The organism is Streptomyces taklimakanensis (assembly GCF_009709575.1).
Lineage (GTDB): Bacteria > Actinomycetota > Actinomycetes > Streptomycetales > Streptomycetaceae > Streptomyces > Streptomyces taklimakanensis.
Genome location: NZ_WIXO01000001.1, coordinates 1262358 through 1280983, shown reverse-complemented (window position 1 = coordinate 1280983; position 18626 = coordinate 1262358). Strand labels below are relative to the sequence as shown.

Genomic DNA, 18626 nt, shown 5'->3' with positions numbered 1-18626 from the left:
TGGGCGGAGGGTCCGGTCGGCCCGGACCCCGGGTCACCCGAGCTTGACGCCCAGCTTCCCCAGCTCCTCGGGCAGCTTGGAGACCTCGACGTCCTTGCCGTCGATCCGGACGGTGGGCGTGCCCTGGATGCCGGCCTCGTTGAAGCTGTCGACCATCTCCAGGGCCCACTTGTCGTAGGTGCCCTCCTTGACGGCCGTCTCGAACTCCGCGTTGTCCTTCAGCGCCTCGACGTTCTCCGCGACGTCGAGCAGGTACTCGTTGTCGGCGAACTTGTCCTCGGTCTCCGCCGGGTGGTGCTCGGAGGAGTACAGCAGGGAGTGGTACTCGCTGAAGGCCTCGGTGCTCACGTCGAGCGCGGCGCCCAGCGCGCTGATGGCGTTCTTGGAGCCGTTCCCGCCCATGTTGCCGTCGATGATGCTGCCGAGGTGGATCTGCAGCTTGTACTTGCCGTCCTCGGCGCCCTGCTTGAGGGGCTCGCCGAGCTGCCGCTCGAAGTTGGCGCAGGCCGGGCAGCGCATGTCCTCGTAGACGTCGATGGTCTTCTTCGCGTCCTCGCCACCGACGACCACGGTCGTGCCGTTCTCGCCGGAGGCGTTGGCGGGCTCCACCAGCTTCCGGTCGGCGACGTCCTCCCAGGACTTGTCGCTGCCGCCGCGCTCCATGTTGGCGACGGCGAATCCGATGCCGCCGGCGACCGCGAGGATCGCGACGATCGAGGCGGCGACGATCAGCTGGCGGCGGAGCTTCTCCTTCTTGGCCTGCTTCTCGCGCTCGACCCGCAGCCGCTCGCGGGCGGCGCGCTTGGCTTCCTGGCTGTTGCGCTTGCTCATGGGGGTGTGTTCTCCGTGTCGTGTGCGTATGCGTGGGGACGGTGGTGCTCAGGCGGCGACGGCCACCGGGCACGGAGGTCCCCGTCGCACGACGGAGTGGACCAGCAGCGGGAGCGCGCGCGGCACCGTGGGGCCGGAGGCCGGGCGGAAGCCGCGACCGGAGGACGCGTGCGGCGCGGACAGGACGGTGGCCGCCAGCAGCAGCGGCCGGAAGACGGCGACCGCCGCGGCGCGCAGCAGCCTGGCGAGCGCGGCGTCACCGCGGCGCAGCCAGGCGGCGGCCGCCAGGCCCACGGCCACGTGCGCGGCCAGCAGCAACCAGGGCGCCGCCGGATGGGCGGCCACGGGGAGCGGGGAGGAGCCGGGAGCGGCCATCCGCGCCAGGGGCGTGCCGAAGTCGCCGCCCGCGCACAACAGGTCCAGGCCCAGGGCGCGCAACGGCCCGGCGACGGGACCGCCGGCCTGTCCGTAACAGGTGTGCTGGCCGGTGGTGAAGACGGTGTCGGCCGCCAGTTCCAACGGCACCAGCAGGCCCGCGATCGACCAGTAGCCCCGTTCCCGCCCGGCCAGCGCGAAGGCGATCGCGAAGACCGCCGCGCCGACCAGCAGGAGCGGCGCGTACGGCAGGGGCTCGGCCGTGAGCAGTACGTGGGCGCCCGAGGACAGGGCGAGGCACAGCGCGGTGAAGACCGCGGCGCGTACCGCTCGAAGACCCGTGTCGGGGGTGCCGGTCCTGTCCATCGCAGCCGAGTGTGCCATGCGTTGCGCTAAGACGGGCCTAAAGAACGGGCACGGGTGACGATCGCAACGCCGCTCGGGGGTCCGCGGCCCGCGCACCGGTGTCCGCACAGGGGTGCGGTGTGGTGCGCGCGCGGGCGCGCGAGGTGCGCGGGGGAAGAGAGCGTGCCCCACGCGTGGGACGGCCGGGGCGGAGGGTCGTGGAGGGGCGGGACCGGTCCGGCGACGTAGACTTCGGACCCGTTCAGGGAACCGCCGCACACCCGCTCGTTGGAGGTCTTCCGTCGTGGCCAAACCGCCGTTCACGCACCTGCACGTACACACCCAGTACTCGTTGCTGGACGGTGCCGCGCGGCTGCAGGACATGTTCGAGGCGTGTCAGGAGATGGGCATGACGCACATCGCCATGACCGACCACGGCAACCTCCACGGCGCCTACGACTTCTTCCAGCACGCCACCAAGGCGGGCGTCACGCCGATCATCGGGATCGAGGCGTACGTCGCCCCCCAGTCGCGGCGGTACAAGCGGCGCGTCCAGTGGGGACAGCCCCACCAGAAGCGCGACGACGTCTCCGGCTCCGGCGGTTACACCCACAAGACGATCTGGGCCTCGAACAAGACCGGTCTCCACAACCTCTTCCGGCTCTCCTCCGACGCGTACATGGAGGGGTTCTTCGTCAAGTGGCCCCGCACCGACCGGGAGATGATCGCCGAGTTCTCCGAGGGCCTGATCGCCTCCACCGGCTGCCCCTCGGGCGAGGTGCAGACCAGGCTGCGGCTCGGCCAGTTCGACGAGGCCCTCAAGGCCGCCGCCGACTACCAGGACATCTTCGGCAAGGACCGTTACTTCCTGGAGCTGATGGACCACGGCATCGACATCGAGCGCCAGGTCCGCGACGGGCTGCTGGAGATCGGGAAGAAGCTGGGCATCCCGCCGCTGGTCACCAACGACAGCCACTACACCTACTCCCACGAGGCCGAGGCCCACGACGCGCTGCTGTGCATCCAGACCGGCAAGAACCTCTCCGACCCGGACCGCTTCCGGTTCAACGGCGCGGGCTACTACCTGAAGTCCACGGAGGAGATGTACGCCGTCGACTCCTCCGACGCCTGGCAGGAGGGCTGCCGCAACACCCTCCTGGTCGCGGAGCAGATCGACACCACCGGCTGGTTCGAGAAGCGGGACCTGATGCCCCGCTTCCCCGTCCCCGAGGGGCACACCGAGGAGTCCTGGTTCCGTGAGGAGGTCCGGCGCGGCATGCGGCGCCGGTACCCGGGCGGCATCCCCGAGGACCGGCAGAAGCAGGCCGACTACGAGATGGACGTCATCGTCCAGATGGGGTTCCCCGGCTACTTCCTCGTCGTCGCCGACTTCATCATGTGGGCCAAGAACAACGGCATCGCCGTCGGCCCCGGGCGAGGCTCCGCGGCGGGCTCGATCGTGGCGTACGCCATGGGCATCACCGACCTCGACCCGATCGACCACGGACTGATCTTCGAGCGGTTCCTCAACCCCGAGCGCGTCTCCATGCCCGATGTCGACATCGACTTCGACGAGCGCAGGCGTGGTGAGGTCATCCGCTACGTGACCGAGAAGTACGGCGCCGACAAGGTGGCCCAGATCGGCACGTACGGGACGATCAAGGCGAAGGCCGCGATCAAGGACTCCGCCCGCGTCCTGGGGTACCCGTACGCGATGGGGGACCGCATCACCAAGGCGATGCCCGCCGACGTCCTGGGCAAGGGCATCCCGCTGTCGGGCATCACCGACCCCGAGCACCCCCGCTACAGCGAGGCGGCCGAGGTGCGGTCGATGTACGAGAACGAGCCGGACGTGAAGAAGGTCATCGACACCGCGCGCGGCATCGAGGGCCTGGTCCGGCAGATGGGCGTGCACGCGGCGGGCGTGATCATGTCCAGCGAGCGGCTGGTCGATCACGTGCCGGTCTTCAGCCCCAAGAACGACGGCGCGGTGGTGACCCAGTGGGACTACCCCACCTGCGAGTCGCTGGGCCTGCTGAAGATGGACTTCCTGGGCCTGCGCAACCTCACGATCATGGACGACGCCGTCAAGCTCGTGAAGGACAACAAGGGCGTCGACATCACCCTGCTCGACCTGTCGCTGGACGACCCCAAGACCTTCGAACTGCTCCAGCGCGGCGACACCCTGGGCGTCTTCCAGTTCGACGGCGGCCCCATGCGCTCCCTGCTGCGCATGATGAAGCCCGACAACTTCGAGGACATCTCCGCGGTCTCGGCCCTGTACCGGCCCGGCCCGATGGGCATGAACTCCCACATCAACTACGCGCTGCGCAAGAACGGGCAGCAGGAGATCACGCCGATCCACCCGGAGCTGGAGGAGCCCCTCAAGGAGGTCCTCGACGTCACCTACGGCCTGATCGTCTACCAGGAGCAGGTGCAGAAGGCCGCCCAGGTGCTCGCCGGCTACAGCCTCGGCCAGGCCGACCTGCTGCGCCGGGCGATGGGCAAGAAGAAGAAGGAGGTCCTGGACGCCGAGTTCGTCAACTTCCAGAAGGGCGCCCGCGAGAAGGGCTACTCCGACGAGGCCATCCAGGCCGTGTGGGACGTGCTGGTGCCCTTCGCCGGATACGCCTTCAACAAGGCGCACTCCTCGGCGTACGGACTGGTCTCCTACTGGACGGCCTACCTCAAGGCGAACTACCCGGCCGAGTACATGGCCGCCCTGCTGACCTCCGTCCGCGACGACAAGGACAAGTCGGCGGTCTACCTCAACGAGTGCCGCCGCATGGGCATCAAGGTGCTGCCGCCGGACGTCAACGAGTCGGAGGCGAACTTCACCCCGCGCGGCGACGACACGATCGTCTTCGGCCTGACCGCCGTGCGCAACGTCGGCCAGAACGTGGTGGACTCGATCGTCGCCTGCCGCAAGGCCAAGGGGAAGTACACCTCCTTCCCGGACTTCCTCGACAAGGTGGACGCGGTGGTGTGCAACAAGCGCACCGTCGAGTCGCTGATCAAGGCGGGGGCCTTCGACAACCTGGGGCACACCCGCAAGGGGCTGACCGCGCACTTCGAGTCGATGATCGACAACGTGGTGCAGATCAAGCGGAAGGAGGCCGAGGGACAGTTCGACCTGTTCGGCGGGATGGGCGACGACTCGGCCGACAGCGGTCCGGGCTTCGGCATGGACGTGGAGTTCTCCGCCGAGGAGTGGGACAAGAGCTACCTGCTCGCGCAGGAGCGGGAGATGCTCGGCCTCTATGTCTCCGACCACCCGCTGTTCGGACTGGAACACGTCCTGGCCGACAAGACCGACGCGGCGATCTCCCAGCTCACCGGCGGCGACTTCGCCGACGGGTCGATCGTCACCATCGGCGGCATCATCTCCGGCCTCCAGCGGAAGATGACCAAGCAGGGCAACGCCTGGGCGATCGCCACCGTCGAGGACCTGGCGGGCTCGATCGACTGCATGTTCTTCCCCGCCACCTACCAGCTGGTCTCCACCCAGCTGGTGGAGGACGCCGTGGTCTTCGTCAAGGGGCGGCTGGACAAGCGGGAGGACGTGCCCAGGCTGGTCGCCATGGAACTGATGGTCCCCGACCTGTCGGACGTCGCCTCGGACGCGCCCGTCACCATCACCATCCCCGCGGTCAAGGTGACCCCGCCGCTGGTGGAGAGGCTGGGCGAGGTGCTCACCCACCACCGCGGCTCCACGGAGGTGCGGGTCAGGCTCCAGGGCGGCCGCAAGACGACGGTGCTCCGCCTGGACCGGCACCGGGTCACCGCGGACCCGGCGCTCTTCGGCGACCTCAAGGCGCTGCTCGGGCCCTCCTGCCTGGCGGGCTGACGGGCTCCGGCCCCCCGCGGCGACCGGCCGGCGACCGGCGCGGCGTGTCGTACGGTGCGGCCCTCCGGCGCGGAGTGCGCGGGGAGGGCCGCACCGCCCGTGCGGCGGGGCGCTCCGGTGTCCCGGGGCGCCCGTGCCGCCCTGCGCCGCGGCCAGGGCCGGGAACCGCGGACATCAGGCTTCGGTGGGTTCGGCGACCGGGCCGGCGGACCTCGGACGGGACCTCGGGCGTGCCCGGTGCGCCGGGCCCGCCGACCGTCGTCCGGTCTCGGTCGGATCAGTTGTGGCCGAAGCGCCGGCGGTGCCTGCGGGCCACGTCGGCGGGGCCGACGGGGTCGGCCTGGGAGGCGGGGCGGGTCTCCGCGGTGGTCTTCGCGTCCTCCCGGGGCCGCGCGGAGAGGCCGCTGTCGCGCTGCTGCCGGCGTTCTTCCTTCTTGCGCTTGCCCATGGTCTCCTCCTGCACGGAACTCGAAGCGATGGGCCGTGCCTCAGCCTCGCACGAGTCGGCAAAAGTCGCATGTCGGGTAATTTCCCTGGGGGGTCGGGGTCTTCGGGCCCGACGGAGACGCCGCCTCGGTGGCCGGTCCCCGTGGTCGGTTTCCGCGATCGGCCTCCGCGTGGTGGACACCGACCGCCCGCCACGCCGAAGATCGGGTTCGGGAGCGACAAGCCCCCGTACGGTCGGGCAGACTCGAACCAGAGCCGAGAGCACGGGCCCGAGGGACACGGACCGAGGTCGCGCGGGACACCGCCGGCCGGGGTGACCGTGCCGGCCGTACCGGTCGTACCGAGAGTGGGTGGAGCGTGGACCGCTGCGTCGTCCTGGTGGACGCGGGATATCTCCTGGGCGCCGCCGCGAGCCTCCTGGCGGGGGAACCCGCGCGCTCCCGGATCACCGTCGACCACGCCGTGCTCGTCCAAGGACTGCGGGAGCGGGCCGAGGAGGACACCGACTGCCGACTGCTGCGCATCTACTGGTTCGACGGCGCCCCCGACCGGGTGCCGCAGCCCGAACACCGACGACTGCGCGTGATGCCCCGCGTCACCGTACGACTCGGGGCGCTCACGCGCAGCGAGGGCAGGTGGGCCCAGAAGGGCGTGGACGCCGCCATGCACGCCGAACTCACCGAACTGGCGCGCAACCGGGCCTGCTCCGACATCGTGCTGGTCACCGGCGACGGCGACCTGCTGCCCGGCCTGATGTCCGCCAAGGAGCACGGTGTCGCCGTCCACCTGTGGGCCGTCCAGGCCGCCGACGGTGACTACAACCAGTCCGAGGACCTGGTCGCCGAGGCCGACGAGCGGCGCGTCCTGGACCGCGCGTGGATCACCCGCGCCATCCGCGCCCGGGAGATCACCGGCGTCTGCCCGCCCCAGCCCGACACCCGGCCCGAGATCGCCGCCATCCTCTCCGCCCCGTTGCCGGAACCTCCCCCTGCCTCCGGGGGAGGCGGCCCCGCCGGAGGCGGCGACGACCCGGAACGACAGCGGGGCGGAGCCACCCCCGTCCCCCGCGCCCCCGCCGGCGCGGACGACGCCGCCCCCGCCGGCGCCCCCGACTCCCCCACCGGGGAGGCGCCCCACCGGGAAGGCGGACGCACCGACGACAACGGCACCGGCAGGGGCGTGCCCACCCCCAAGGACCTGGCCGGGCTCGGCCGCCCCGGCACCCACCACCCCAACCCCCCGCACCCCGCCCCCGCGGGCGCCACCCTGCGCTGGTCCTCGGACCGGGGCTGGGTCGACCGCGGCGCCCCCGCCGAGTCCGCCGAGGCGGCGACCCTGCCCACCCTCGCCCAGCTCACCACCGCCGAGCAGCGCTGGGCCGACCGGGAGGAGGACATCACCGCGGTCAGCGGCGACCCCTTCGAGGTCGGCCAGGTCTTCGCCCGCCGCTGGGTCGAGCGGCTCGCCAACCCTGCCCACCTGCGGGTCCTGTCCGCCGAGTACCCGCGCGTTCCGCACCGCATCGACGGCGAGCTGCTGCGCTACGCCGCCCGCTTCGGCCTGCTGGCGCACAAGGACGACCAGATCGACGAGCACGACCGCTACGCGATCCGCGCCGGCTTCTGGCGCGAGGTCGACGCCCGCACCGCGGGTGAACGCGCACCCGCCGGTGAGTGACGCCGACGCGGGCGCGTACCCTCGTAGCTCGTGAGCACGGGCACGCGGCAGGTGGCGGACGGCGCGGGAGGCGGCGGGGACGCGTCGGCGCGGGCGGCGGTACGCGTCCGCGACCTGGTCAAGACCTACCCCGCCCGCCGCGGCCGGCGCGGCGCTCCCGGCACCCCGGCCGTACGGGCCAGCGACGGCGTCAGCCTGACCGTCGGACGCGGCGAGGTCTTCGGACTGCTCGGACCCAACGGCGCCGGGAAGTCCACCCTGGTGCGGCAGCTCACCGGCCTGCTGCGGCCCGACTCCGGGCACGTCGACGTCCTCGGCCACGACCTGGTCCGCCATCCGCGGCGCGCGGCCCGCCTGCTGGCCTACCTCGGGCAGGAGTCCACCGCCCTGGACGAGCTGACCGTGGCGTTGGCGGCCGAGACCACCGGACGACTGCGCGGCCTGGACGCCGCCGGAGCACGGCGCGAACGCGACGCCGTCCTGGAGGAACTGGGTCTCGGGCCCCTGGCCGACCGCCCCCTGAAGCGACTCTCCGGCGGGCAGCGGCGGCTGGCCTGCGTGGCGGCGGCCCTGGTGGGGGAGCGCCCCCTGCTGGTGCTGGACGAGCCGACCACCGGCATGGACCCGGTGGCGCGGCGCGCGGTGTGGGCCGCGGTCGACCGGCGGCGGGTCGAACGCGGCGTGACCGTGATCCTGGTGACGCACAACGTCATCGAGGCCGAGTTGGTGCTGGACCGGGTGGCGGTCATGGACCGCGGTCGGGCCATCGCCTGCGACACCCCGGCCGGACTGAAGGCCGCGGTCGGCGAGGAGGTGCGGCTGGAGCTGGTGTGGCGCGACCGGGCGCCGACGGAGGTCCCCGAGGTCGCCGCCCTGGAACGGGTCGCGGCGGCCGTCGGACGCCGCTGGACGCTGCGGCTGCCCCCCGGACAGGCGCGCGCCGCCGTCGCGGCCGTCACCGGCGGCCCGGCCTTCGCCGCGCTGGACGACTTCACACTCGCCACGCCGACCCTGGAGGACGTCTACCTGGCGCTCGGCGGACACACGGAAGGTCTGGTGAAGGCGTGAGCACCGCCACGGCGAGGACCCGGAGGACAGGAGGGTCCGGGCGGCCCGGAACCGGCACGGACGGCCCCGAGGCGCTCGACGCCGCCGCGGCACCGCTCGCGCCGGGCGCGGCGGTGCGCCCCGCCCTGGCGGCCGTCTACCGGGCGCAGCTCTCCCGGGCACGGGTGGCCCGCGTCCCGCTGCTGTTCGTGGCGACCTTCCAGTCGGTCGGGATCATGATCCTGATGCGCGGGGTCGTGGAGGGCGGGCCCGGCGAGGAGGCACGGGCGGTGGTGGCCGGATCCAGCGTGCTGGTGGTCGCCTTCGTCGCGCTCAACCTCCTCGCCCAGTACTTCGGGCAACTGCGTGCCTCCGGCGGCCTCGACCACTACGCCACCCTGCCGGTGCCGCCCGCCGCGGTGGTCCTGGGCGCGGCCGCCGCCTACGCCTCCTTCACGGCGCCCGGGGTGGCGGTCACCGCCGTGACCGGTGCGCTGCTGTACGGCCTGCCCATGGGGGGACTGTGGGTGTTGGCGGCGGTGGTGCCCCTGGCCGGTGCCGCCCTCGCCGGGCTCGGCGCCGCCCTCGGACTGCTGGCGCCCCGCCAGGAACTCGCCACCCTCTGCGGACAGCTGGGCATGTCCGCCGCGCTGCTGCTGGGTGTGCTCCCGGCCGGCGGGCTGCCGGAACCGGTGCGACTGCTGCGGGACCTGCTGCCCTCGACGTACGGCGTGGAGGCGCTGGCCGCCGCGCTGGTGCCGCGGCCGGACTGGGGCTCGGTCGCCGTCGACCTGGGGGTGTGCGCGGCGGTCGGGGCCGTCGCGCTGGCCGCCGCCACCTGGGCGTACCGACGGGCCGCCGTCCGCTGAGGGCCCCGGCCGGGGCGTCGCCGGGACACCTCGGGCCCCCCGCCCGGTCCGGGAGCGGACCTGGCACGATGGCAGCGTGACCGCACCGACGCCTCCCTCCCCGCACGACGGCCCGGATCGGCCGGACGGCCCCCACGACCCGTGGGGGCCGCCCCCGCACGACGAGCCCCCCGGTGCGGTGGGGAGCGTCGAGCGGATCGAGGTCGCGCGCGAGGCGGCCGACGCCGCACGGGTGGCGGCGGCCCTGACGGCGGCGGGGGTGGTCCTGGGGTTGCTGTGGCTGTGGCTCGCCCCCCGGGTGCCGGTGGTGTCCGACGGCACGGCCGTCTACCTGAGGAACTCCGAGGGCGAGGAGGCCGTCGGCGCCGACGGCACCTTCGTGCTGCTCGCCCTGGGGATCGGTGCGCTGAGCGGCGCGGCCGTCTTCCTCGCCCGGCGCCGCGGGGGGATCGGAGTGCCGATCGGCCTGGCCGTCGGCGCGGTCCTGGGCTCGGTGCTGGCCTGGCGGCTGGGCGTCTGGCTCGGACCCGAACAGGACCTGGTGGCCCGCGCCCGGGAGGTGGGCGAGGGGAAGGTCTTCGACGGGCCGCTGGAGCTGCGGGCCAAGGGAGCCCTGCTGGCCTGGCCGCTGGCCGCGTTGGCGACGCACCTGGCGCTCACGGGGGTGTTCGACCCCCGGGACCCCGAGCCCGGGGAACCCGCCCACCCCGCCCACCCCGGCTGGGGGCCGCCGCCCGGCGGCCCCGGCTCGGGAACCCCCGAGGGGACGGGGTAGCGACCGCCCGGCGCCCGGCCGGCTACGGCCGGGCGATCGGAGCCGTCACCGCACCGGTGAGCTTCACCAGGTCGGCGGGCGCGAGTTCGATCTCCAGGCCCCGGCGCCCGGCCGAGACACAGACCGTTTCGTGCCGCTCGGCGGAGGAGTCCACCACCGTCGGCGACGCCCTGCGCCGACCCAGCGGGGAGATGCCGCCGCGCACGTAGCCGGTGAGGCGCTCGGCGACGGCCGGATCGGCCATCGCGGCCCGCTTGCCCCCGACCGCCGACGCCAGCGCCTTGAGGTCCAGCGACCCGGAGACGGGGACGACCGCGACGACCGGCGCGCCGTCGACGTCCGCGACGAGCGTCTTGAACACCCGGTCCGGATCGACCCCCAGCGCCTCCGCGGCCTCCTCGCCGTAGGAGGGGGCCGCCGGGTCGTGCTCGTAGGAGTGGAGGGTGAAGGACACCCCCGCCTTCGTGGCGGCCACGGTCGCGGGGGTGCCGCCGGAGCCGGGCTTCTGCTTCTTCCTGGCCACGCTCGTCCTGCCTCGTTCCGGTGGGCCGGTCCGTGCCGGCGCGGCCGGTGGGCCCGTGGGTCAGTTGGGGCTGGTCGGCGTACGGGTGAGTTCCGCCGCCGGCACCGACGGGAGCCTACCGATCAGCGCCGTCTCCCGCCGCAGGATTCTCAGCTCCTCGGCCAGCCGTGTGGCGGTGTCCGGGGCCTGGAGGAGCCGCTGCCTGGTCGGGGTGTCCAGCACGGTCGCCGCCGCCACCAGGTACGACACCACCGACGGCTCGTCCGGCAGTTCCTGACCGCCGGCCAAGGTCCGCTCCCGGGCGCCGGCGAGCTGCTTCTGGTAGGCGCGGAACGCCCGCAGCACCCCGGACGCCAGGGCCCCCGCGCCCTCGCCGCCGTCCTCCGGCAGCTCCTCGACCTCGCCGACCAGGTACGGGCCCGAGGCGTCGACGGACAACAGCCGGAAGCGGGTGGTGCCGGTGGCGAGCACCTCGTAGCCGCCGTCGCCGCCGCGCTCGTCGGTTCCCTCCTCGCCGTCCTCGTCGTCCGCACCGCCCCCGTCGGAACGCTCGCGGATGGACGAGGCGTCGGCGACGCACCCCACGGTGTGGAAGGCCCGCATCGGGTCGGGGCCGAAGCCCGCCGTCGGGCCGGCCTCGGACGGTCCCGTGGGGTCGGGCATGCCGAGGGCGGTGGGGGCCACCTCGCGGCCGTCCCGGATGGCCACCACCCCGAAGCGCCGCGGCGCGTCCTCCGGAATCTCCAGCAGGTCGCGCACCAGCGCCCGGTAGCGCTGCTCGAAGACGTTCAGCGGTAGTACCAGCCCCGGGAACAGCACGGTGTTGAGGGGAAAGATCGGTAGGCGCGTGATGCTCACACACGGCAGCCTAAGGCCACGGGCCGTGCCGCCGTGGGTCGGTCGCCCCATCGGCACCGCCGACCCCACCGCTCCCCCCGTGCCGTACCACGGGGTCGGAGGGCCGCGCCGGGAAGGACGTCCGCCCCGTCACTGCCGCCTCAACAGCCTGGTGGCTCCCGCGGCGACCGTGGTGGCCAGCACCCAGCCGAGCAGGATCAGCGCCGTGGCCGTCCACTGGTAGGCCCCGGCGGGTTTCCAGTGGGTGTCCTGGCCCAGGTCGATCACCGGCAGCAGCAGGTCCAGGACGTACAGCGCGGCGTTCCAGTGCGGCGACTCCCCGGGCTTGAGCGGATCCGGCGGGTTCCGGGCGAAGCACACCGTCCCCGAGGCCCACAGGACCGCCATCCACAGCGCGGCCTGCCCCGGCCGGTAGCCGTAGGCGACCGTCCAGTCCTGGAGGTACCCCCACAGCTTGGCGGCCGGCGGCAGCGTCTCGCGACGGCGGCGCTGCTTGGCCAGCAGGACGGCCCGCGCGTCCGCGTCCTCCCCGCTGTTGCGCATCACCGCCGCCAACTGCTCGTACGGCTCCGGCGCGTACTCCGGCGTCGCCGTCGCCAGCCACTCCAGGCGTTGGGCGAGGCTGAAGGGCCCGCGCGGGATCAGGTTCCGGTAGGTGAACCCCGCCATCCACAGGCCCTCGCCGACCGGCCAGCTCTCCACCCTGTCGACCAGGTTGTCCACCGTCGCCCCCGCCAGCACCACCCGGCCGCCTCCCGGCCGTTCGGGGGCGAAGCACAGCTCCGGCGTCTGGATGCGGCGCAGCGACACCTCCTGGTCGCGCTCCAGCACGAACCGGGCGTCGTCCAGCACCAGGGAGTCGCCGAACTTCCCGTCGTCCAGCTTCATCCCGCCCGTGCACTCGAACCGCTTGGACCGCCGCACCATGTGGCTGTGCTCGTCCGGCGGTGGCCAGGCGGTGCCGTCCGGCGGGGTGGCGCCGTGGACGACCGGGAGCCGGCGCGGACCGGAGACGGCGAAGTGCGCGAAGTGCTCCACGGTCATCTGTGGCGCGTACAGCGCGTACTGCCCGTTGTGGTTGCGCAGGACGCTGCCGTACATGAACAGCGAGCCGCCCACTTCCGCGCCGCGCAGGCTCACCTCTCCGGTCGCCAGCATCAGACTGGCCTGGAGGTCCTGGGCGACCTGGATGCCGTCGGCCGAGAACGACCGCACCCGGCGTCCGCTGCCGACCGTCATCTCGTTCAGCATCAGATCCGTGCCGATGGACGCGTCGGTCAGCCGCACGCCCCCGGGCACGGTGCAGCGCGGCAGGTGGAGATCGCCCTCGGTGCTCATCCGGGCGGCCTCCAGCCGCGGTATGTGGCAGTCGATCATCCGGGCCGTGGTGATCCGGCACTCGTGCAGCAGCACCTCCTGCTCGAAGCGGCACTGTCTGAACTCGAAGTACGGCTCCACCGTCCCCCCGGACAGGTCCAGCCGCCCGGTGACGTGGGCGCCGGTCAGTTGCAGGGAGGCGACACGCCCGAGCAGCGGCGGCGGGCCGTGCAGCAGGAGCAGGGCGATCACCCGGGCCCGCACGGTGCGGTGCGGGCCCCACTCGTGCTCCCCGTTGGGATCGTCCAGCTCCGGTTCGCCCGAGCGCAGATCGTGTTCGCTGCCGTTGCGGAACGCCTGCCACAGGCCCCACTCCGCGGTGGTCAACCGCAGACCGGGGGGCGGATCCCCGTTCTCGATGGATTCGCTCACGACTCGTTCCCCCAAGTCACGAATGCTCTGTGTGGTGGCCCGTACGCTATCGGTGACCACTGACAGCAGGATGCCCCCTCGAACCGCTCCCGTATCACGCACTGATACGTGGAACCGGGCACGGGACCGCGTCTGAGACACTGGTACACGTGCTTCGATCCGTATCCATGACCCGACTCGACCTGCGCGGGCGAGACCTCGCCGCCGGCGTCGACCGGGAGCTGCTGCCCCGAGCCGAACTCGACGTCGAGGCCGCCCTGGAGAAGGTGCGGCCGATCTGTGACGCCGTGCACCATCGCGGCACGGCAGCGGTGATCGAGTACAACGAGCGCTTCGACGGCGTGCGGCTGGACCGCGTGCGGGTCCCGGCCGAGGCACTGGAGAAGGCCCTGGCCGAGCTGGACCCGGCGGTGCGCGCGGCGCTGGAGGAGTCCATCCGCCGAGCCCGGATCGTCCACCGCGACCAGCGACGCACCGACTCCACCGTCCGCGTCGTCCCCGGCGGCACCGTCACCGAGCGCTGGGTCCCGGTCGAGCGGGTGGGCCTGTACGTGCCCGGCGGCCGCGCCGTCTACCCCTCGTCCGTGGTGATGAACGTGGTGCCCGCGCAGGAGGCCGAGGTCGGCTCGCTGGCGGTCGCCTCGCCACCGCAGAAGGGCGTCCCCGGACACTGGGCGGCCGGGCTGCCGCACCCCACGATCCTGGCCGCCTGCGCCCTGCTGGGCGTGGACGAGGTGTACGCCGCCGGCGGCGCCCAGGCCGTCGCCATGTTCGCCTACGGCACCGAGGAGTGCGCACCCGCCCAGTTGGTCACCGGCCCCGGCAACATCTGGGTCGCCGCCGCCAAGCGCCTGCTCAAGGGCCGCATCGGCATCGACTCCGAGGCCGGTCCCACCGAGATCGCGATCCTCGCCGACGACACCGCCGACGCCCGGCACGTCGCCGCCGATCTGATCAGCCAGGCCGAGCACGACACCCTGGCCGCCGCCGTCCTGGTCACCCCCTCCGAGGCGCTGGCCGACGCGGTCGACGCCGAGCTGACCTCCCAGGTGGCCTCCACCAGGCACGCCGAGCGCATCGCCGAGGCCCTGGCCGGACGGCAGTCCGGCACCATCCTGGTGGACGACCTGGACCAGGGGCTGGCGGTGGTGGACGCCTACGCCGCCGAACACCTGGAGATCCAGACCGAGGACGCCGCCGAGGTGGCCGCCCGGGTCCGCAACGCCGGCGCCGTCTTCGTCGGCCCCTGGGCCCCCGTCTCCCTCGGCGACTACTGCGCCGGATCCAACCACGTGCTGCCCACCGGGGGCTGCGCCTGCCACTCCTCCGGCCTGTCCGTGCAGTCGTTCCTGCGCGGCATCCACGTCGTGGACTACACCCGCGACGCGCTGGCCGACGTGGCCCACCACGTCGTCACCCTGGCGGAGGCCGAGGACCTGCCCGCGCACGGGGCGGCCCTGAAGGCGAGGTTCGACTGGAAGGTGCCCGAGGGAAAGTGACCGGCATCGACGACCTGCCCATCCGGGACGAGCTGCGCGGCCAGTCCCCCTACGGGGCGCCGCAGCTCGACGTTCCCGTACGCCTGAACACCAACGAGAACCCCCACCCCCTGCCCGAAGCGCTGGTGGCCCGCATCACCGAGCGCGTCACCGAGGCCGCCCGGAACCTCAACCGCTACCCCGACCGCGACGCCGTCGAACTCCGCGGCGAGCTGGCCCGCTACCTCACCCGCACCACCGGGCACGGGGTCGCGACGGAGAACGTCTGGGCCGCCAACGGCTCCAACGAGGTCCTCCAGCAGCTCCTCCAGGCGTTCGGCGGCCCCGGCCGCACCGCGCTCGGTTTCGAGCCCTCGTACTCGATGCACGCCCTGATCGCCCGCGGCACCGGCACCGGTTGGATCTCCGGGCCGCGCGACGACGACTTCCGCCTCGACCTGGAGGGGGCGCGGGCGGTCATCGCCGAGCGCAGGCCGCACGTGGTCTTCGTCTGCTCGCCCAACAACCCCACCGGCACGGCCGTCGACGCCGACACCGTGCGGGCCCTGTACGAGGCGGCGCAGGCGGCCCGGCCCTCGCTGGTGGTCGTCGACGAGGCGTACGGCGAGTTCAGCCACCGGCCCTCGCTGCTCCCGCTGCTCGAGGGCCGCCCCAACCTGGTGGTCTCGCGCACCATGTCCAAGGCGTTCGGCGCCGCCGGACTGCGGCTGGGCTACCTGGCGGCCGCCCCGGCCGTCGTCGACGCCGTCCAGTTGGTGCGCCTGCCGTACCACCTGTCCGCCGTCACCCAGGCCACCGCGCTCGCCGCGCTGGAACACACCGACACCCTGCTCGGTTACGTCGAGCAGTTGAAGAACGAACGGGACCGCCTGGTGACCGAGCTGCGCGCCATGGGCTGCGAGGTCACCGAGTCCGACGCCAACTTCGTGCAGTTCGGGCGCTTCGAAGGCCCCGGTGGGGCCCACGCCGTGTGGCGGGCCCTGCTGGAGCGGGGCGTTCTGGTCCGGGACAACGGAGTGCCGGGCCGGCTGCGGGTCACCGCGGGCACCCCGACGGAGAACGACGCGTTCCTCGACGCGATGCGCGCAGTACTGAAGGAGAACGACAGATGAGCCGCGTGGGACGCGTGGAGCGCACCACCAAGGAGACCTCCGTACTCGTCGAGATCGACCTCGACGGCACCGGGAAGGTCGACGTGTCGACCGGGGTCGGTTTCTACGACCACATGCTCGACCAGCTCGGCCGCCACGGTCTGTTCGACCTCACGGTCAAGACCGAGGGCGACCTGCACATCGACAGCCACCACACCATCGAGGACAGCTCGCTGGCCCTGGGCGCCGCCTTCCGGCAGGCGCTCGGCGACAAGCGCGGCATCGTCCGCTTCGGACACGCCGCGGTGCCGCTGGACGAGTCCCTCGCCCAGGTGACCGTGGACCTGTCGGGCCGCCCGTACCTGGTGCACACCGAGCCGGAGAACATGGCGCCGATGATCGGCGCCTACGACACCACCATGACCCGGCACATCCTGGAGTCGTTCGTCGCCCAGGCCCAGATCGCGCTGCACGTCCACGTCCCCTACGGGCGCAACGCGCACCACATCGTGGAGTGCCAGTTCAAGGCGCTCGCCCGCGCCCTGCGCCAGGCCGGCGAGCTCGATCCGCGCCAGACGGGCATCCCCTCCACCAAGGGCGCGTTGTGAGGACGGACGGGGCAGCGAGCGAGAGGACACCGTGAACGCCGTCTCGACACTGCTGATCTTCGTCGGCCTCTTCCTCCTCGGCGGTGCCGTCTCCTTCTGGAAGCAGGGGATGCCCAGGGGGGTCGTCATACTGCTCGGCATCGGGTCGGCACTGTCCCTGCTCGCCGGAATCCTGCGCCTGGAGGTGTGACCATGACGGAGAAGAGGAAGGTCGTCGTCTTCGACTACGGCTTCGGCAACGTGCGCTCCGCCGAGCGCGCCCTGGCCCGGGCCGGCGCGGAGGTGGAGATCACCCGCGACTACGCCACCGCGATGAACGCCGACGGTCTGCTCGTGCCCGGTGTCGGCGCCTTCGCCGCCTGCATGAAGGGGCTGCGCGAGGCCCGCGGCGACTGGGTCGTCGAGCGCCGGCTGGCCGGTGGGCGCCCGGTGATGGGGATCTGCGTCGGCATGCAGATCCTCTTCGGCCGGGGCATCGAGCACGGGGTGGAGGCCGAGGGACTGGCCGAGTGGCCCGGTACCGTCGGTCCGCTCAAGGCGGACGTCGTGCCGCACATGGGCTGGAACACGGTGGAGGCGCCCGAGGGGTCGAAGCTCTTCGCGGGGCTGCCGGCCGACGCCCGGTACTACTTCGTGCACTCCTACGCCGTGCGCGAGTGGGAGCTGAAGGCCACCAACCCCGCCATGCCCGCCCCCAGGGTCACCTGGGCCACCCACGGCGAGCGCTTCGTCGCGGCCGTGGAGAACGGTCCCCTGTGGGCCACCCAGTTCCACCCCGAGAAGTCCGGTGACGCCGGCGCGCAGCTACTGGCCAACTGGATCGGCACCCTCTAGCCCCGGCGGTCCCGGGGCACCGGCCGGCCACCGGATCCGGAGCCCCGGGCGCGCCACCCCCGACATCCGTCCCTCCCAGCACCGAGGACCCCCACCCGATGAGCACCCACCGTCTCGAACTCCTCCCCGCCGTCGACGTCCGCGACGGGCAGGCCGTCCGCCTCGTCCACGGCGAGTCCGGCACCGAGACCTCCTACGGCGATCCGCTGGACGCCGCCCTGGCCTGGCAACGGGCGGGAGCCGAGTGGCTGCACCTGGTGGACCTGGACGCCGCGTTCGGCACCGGCGACAACCGCGAGCGGATCGCCGAGGTCGTCCGCACCATGGACATCAAGGTCGAACTCTCCGGCGGCATCCGTGACGACGCGTCCCTGGCCGCCGCCCTGGGCACCGGCTGCACCCGCGTCAACCTGGGCACCGCGGCACTGGAGAGCCCCGAGTGGGTCGCCAAGGTCATCGCCGAGCACGGCGACAGGATCGCCGTCGGCCTGGACGTGCGCGGCACCACCCTGCGCGGACGCGGCTGGACCCGCGACGGCGGCGACCTCTACGAGACGCTGGAGCGCCTGAACTCCGAGGGCTGCGCCCGCTACGTCGTCACCGACATCGCCAAGGACGGCACCCTGGGGGGCCCCAACCTGGAGCTGCTGAGGAACGTGTGCGCCGCCACCGACCGTCCGGTCGTCGCCTCCGGCGGCGTCTCCTCCCTGGACGACCTGCGCGCGATCGCCGGCCTGGTGCCCGAGGGCGTCGAGGGTGCCATCGTGGGCAAGGCCCTCTACGCCAAGGCCTTCACCCTGGAGGAGGCCCTGGAGGCCGTGTCCCGATGACGGACTCCGCGGGGGAGGGGCGCGCGCCGGTCGAGCGGGTCCGATCCGACAGCCCGTGGGAGGAGACCATCGGCTCCTCGCGCGCCGTCGCGGTCGGCGACCTGGTCCTCGTCTCGGGCACGATGCCCCTGGTCGACGGCGCCGTACAGGGCGAGGGGGACCCGTACGTCCAGACCCGTACGGCCCTCGGCAACGCGCTGGCCGCGCTGGAGCCGTTCGGACTGGACGCCTCCCACGTCGTCCGCACCCGCATGTACATCACCCACGCGCGCGACGTGGAGGAGGTGGGACGGGCCCATCGGGAGGTCTTCGGGTCCGTCCGCCCCGCCGCGACGCTCGTCGTCGTCTCCGGTCTCGTCGACTCGCGCGTGCTGGTCGAGGTCGAGATCGAAGCCTTCCACACCACGTAAGGAGCGTCCCC

At 73.0% G+C, this 18626-nt stretch carries 18 protein-coding genes; 12 read left to right on the top strand and 6 right to left on the bottom strand.

What is annotated here, in order from left to right:
* Window positions 1–33: 33 nt before the first annotated feature.
* Both F0L17_RS05675 and F0L17_RS05670 read right to left on the bottom strand, forming a co-directional pair.
* Window positions 34–831: a DsbA family protein gene (locus F0L17_RS05675; RefSeq protein ID WP_155070215.1), complete on the bottom strand. Its 798-nt coding sequence runs from the start codon at window positions 829–831 to the stop codon at window positions 34–36.
* 48 nt (window positions 832–879) lie between these two features.
* The gene (locus F0L17_RS05670; protein ID WP_155070214.1) at window positions 880–1572 is read right to left on the bottom strand and encodes a hypothetical protein; all 693 of its coding nucleotides are present in this window, start codon (window positions 1570–1572) and stop codon (window positions 880–882) included.
* 283 nt (window positions 1573–1855) lie between these two features.
* Here F0L17_RS05670 and dnaE point away from each other — a divergent pair, with 283 nt between their 5' ends.
* The gene (dnaE, locus tag F0L17_RS05665; RefSeq protein ID WP_162465847.1) at window positions 1856–5398 is read left to right on the top strand and encodes a DNA polymerase III subunit alpha; all 3543 of its coding nucleotides are present in this window, start codon (window positions 1856–1858) and stop codon (window positions 5396–5398) included.
* Window positions 5399–5675: 277 nt separating this feature from the next.
* Here dnaE and F0L17_RS26970 read toward each other — a convergent pair whose 3' ends face one another.
* The gene (locus F0L17_RS26970) at window positions 5676–5846 is read right to left on the bottom strand and encodes a hypothetical protein (protein ID WP_202917840.1); all 171 of its coding nucleotides are present in this window, start codon (window positions 5844–5846) and stop codon (window positions 5676–5678) included.
* 356 nt (window positions 5847–6202) lie between these two features.
* On the opposite strand from F0L17_RS26970, the gene F0L17_RS05660 reads away from it, so the two are divergent.
* The 4 genes from F0L17_RS05660 (at window position 6203) to F0L17_RS05645 (ending at window position 10213) form a co-directional block, all read left to right on the top strand.
* A complete protein-coding gene (locus F0L17_RS05660; RefSeq protein WP_162465846.1) occupies window positions 6203–7522 on the top strand; it encodes an NYN domain-containing protein in 1320 nt (439 codons plus the stop codon).
* A 30-nt stretch (window positions 7523–7552) separates the two neighbouring features.
* On the top strand, window positions 7553–8590 hold the full coding sequence (locus F0L17_RS05655) for an ABC transporter ATP-binding protein (protein WP_420802385.1): 1038 nt from the start codon (window positions 7553–7555) through the stop codon (window positions 8588–8590).
* Window positions 8587–9438: an ABC transporter permease gene (locus F0L17_RS05650; protein WP_162465845.1), complete on the top strand. Its 852-nt coding sequence runs from the start codon at window positions 8587–8589 to the stop codon at window positions 9436–9438. The genes F0L17_RS05655 and F0L17_RS05650 overlap by 4 nt, the downstream gene beginning before the upstream one ends.
* Before the next feature lie 76 nt (window positions 9439–9514).
* The gene (locus F0L17_RS05645; protein WP_162465844.1) at window positions 9515–10213 is read left to right on the top strand and encodes a hypothetical protein; all 699 of its coding nucleotides are present in this window, start codon (window positions 9515–9517) and stop codon (window positions 10211–10213) included.
* Between the two features lie 22 nt (window positions 10214–10235).
* Here F0L17_RS05645 and ybaK read toward each other — a convergent pair whose 3' ends face one another.
* From ybaK to F0L17_RS05630, 3 genes are all read right to left on the bottom strand, one after another.
* On the bottom strand, window positions 10236–10736 hold the full coding sequence (gene ybaK, locus F0L17_RS05640; protein WP_162465843.1) for a Cys-tRNA(Pro) deacylase: 501 nt from the start codon (window positions 10734–10736) through the stop codon (window positions 10236–10238).
* Between the two features lie 60 nt (window positions 10737–10796).
* Window positions 10797–11594, bottom strand: a complete 798-nt coding sequence (locus tag F0L17_RS05635; protein ID WP_162465842.1) for an LON peptidase substrate-binding domain-containing protein — start codon at window positions 11592–11594, stop codon at window positions 10797–10799.
* 129 nt (window positions 11595–11723) lie between these two features.
* Entirely contained in the window at window positions 11724–13343 is a 1620-nt protein-coding gene (locus tag F0L17_RS05630; RefSeq protein ID WP_162465841.1) for an oxidoreductase, read from the bottom strand.
* 167 nt (window positions 13344–13510) lie between these two features.
* On the opposite strand from F0L17_RS05630, the gene hisD reads away from it, so the two are divergent.
* From hisD to F0L17_RS05595, 7 genes are all read left to right on the top strand, one after another.
* A complete protein-coding gene (gene hisD / locus F0L17_RS05625; RefSeq protein ID WP_155070211.1) occupies window positions 13511–14842 on the top strand; it encodes a histidinol dehydrogenase in 1332 nt (443 codons plus the stop codon).
* Entirely contained in the window at window positions 14839–15954 is a 1116-nt protein-coding gene (locus tag F0L17_RS05620; RefSeq protein ID WP_162465840.1) for a histidinol-phosphate transaminase, read from the top strand. The genes hisD and F0L17_RS05620 overlap by 4 nt, the downstream gene beginning before the upstream one ends.
* Entirely contained in the window at window positions 15951–16541 is a 591-nt protein-coding gene (hisB, locus tag F0L17_RS05615) for an imidazoleglycerol-phosphate dehydratase HisB (RefSeq protein ID WP_155070210.1), read from the top strand. Before F0L17_RS05620 ends, hisB begins: the two co-directional genes overlap by 4 nt.
* Window positions 16542–16572: 31 nt before the next feature.
* The gene (locus F0L17_RS26965) at window positions 16573–16731 is read left to right on the top strand and encodes a hypothetical protein (protein WP_155070209.1); all 159 of its coding nucleotides are present in this window, start codon (window positions 16573–16575) and stop codon (window positions 16729–16731) included.
* A gap of 2 nt (window positions 16732–16733) precedes the next feature.
* A complete protein-coding gene (hisH, locus tag F0L17_RS05605; protein ID WP_155070208.1) occupies window positions 16734–17375 on the top strand; it encodes an imidazole glycerol phosphate synthase subunit HisH in 642 nt (213 codons plus the stop codon).
* 98 nt (window positions 17376–17473) lie between these two features.
* Entirely contained in the window at window positions 17474–18205 is a 732-nt protein-coding gene (gene priA, locus F0L17_RS05600) for a bifunctional 1-(5-phosphoribosyl)-5-((5-phosphoribosylamino)methylideneamino)imidazole-4-carboxamide isomerase/phosphoribosylanthranilate isomerase PriA (protein WP_155070207.1), read from the top strand.
* A complete protein-coding gene (locus F0L17_RS05595; RefSeq protein WP_155070206.1) occupies window positions 18202–18615 on the top strand; it encodes a RidA family protein in 414 nt (137 codons plus the stop codon). Before priA ends, F0L17_RS05595 begins: the two co-directional genes overlap by 4 nt.
* The last annotated feature ends 11 nt before the right edge of the window (window positions 18616–18626 follow it).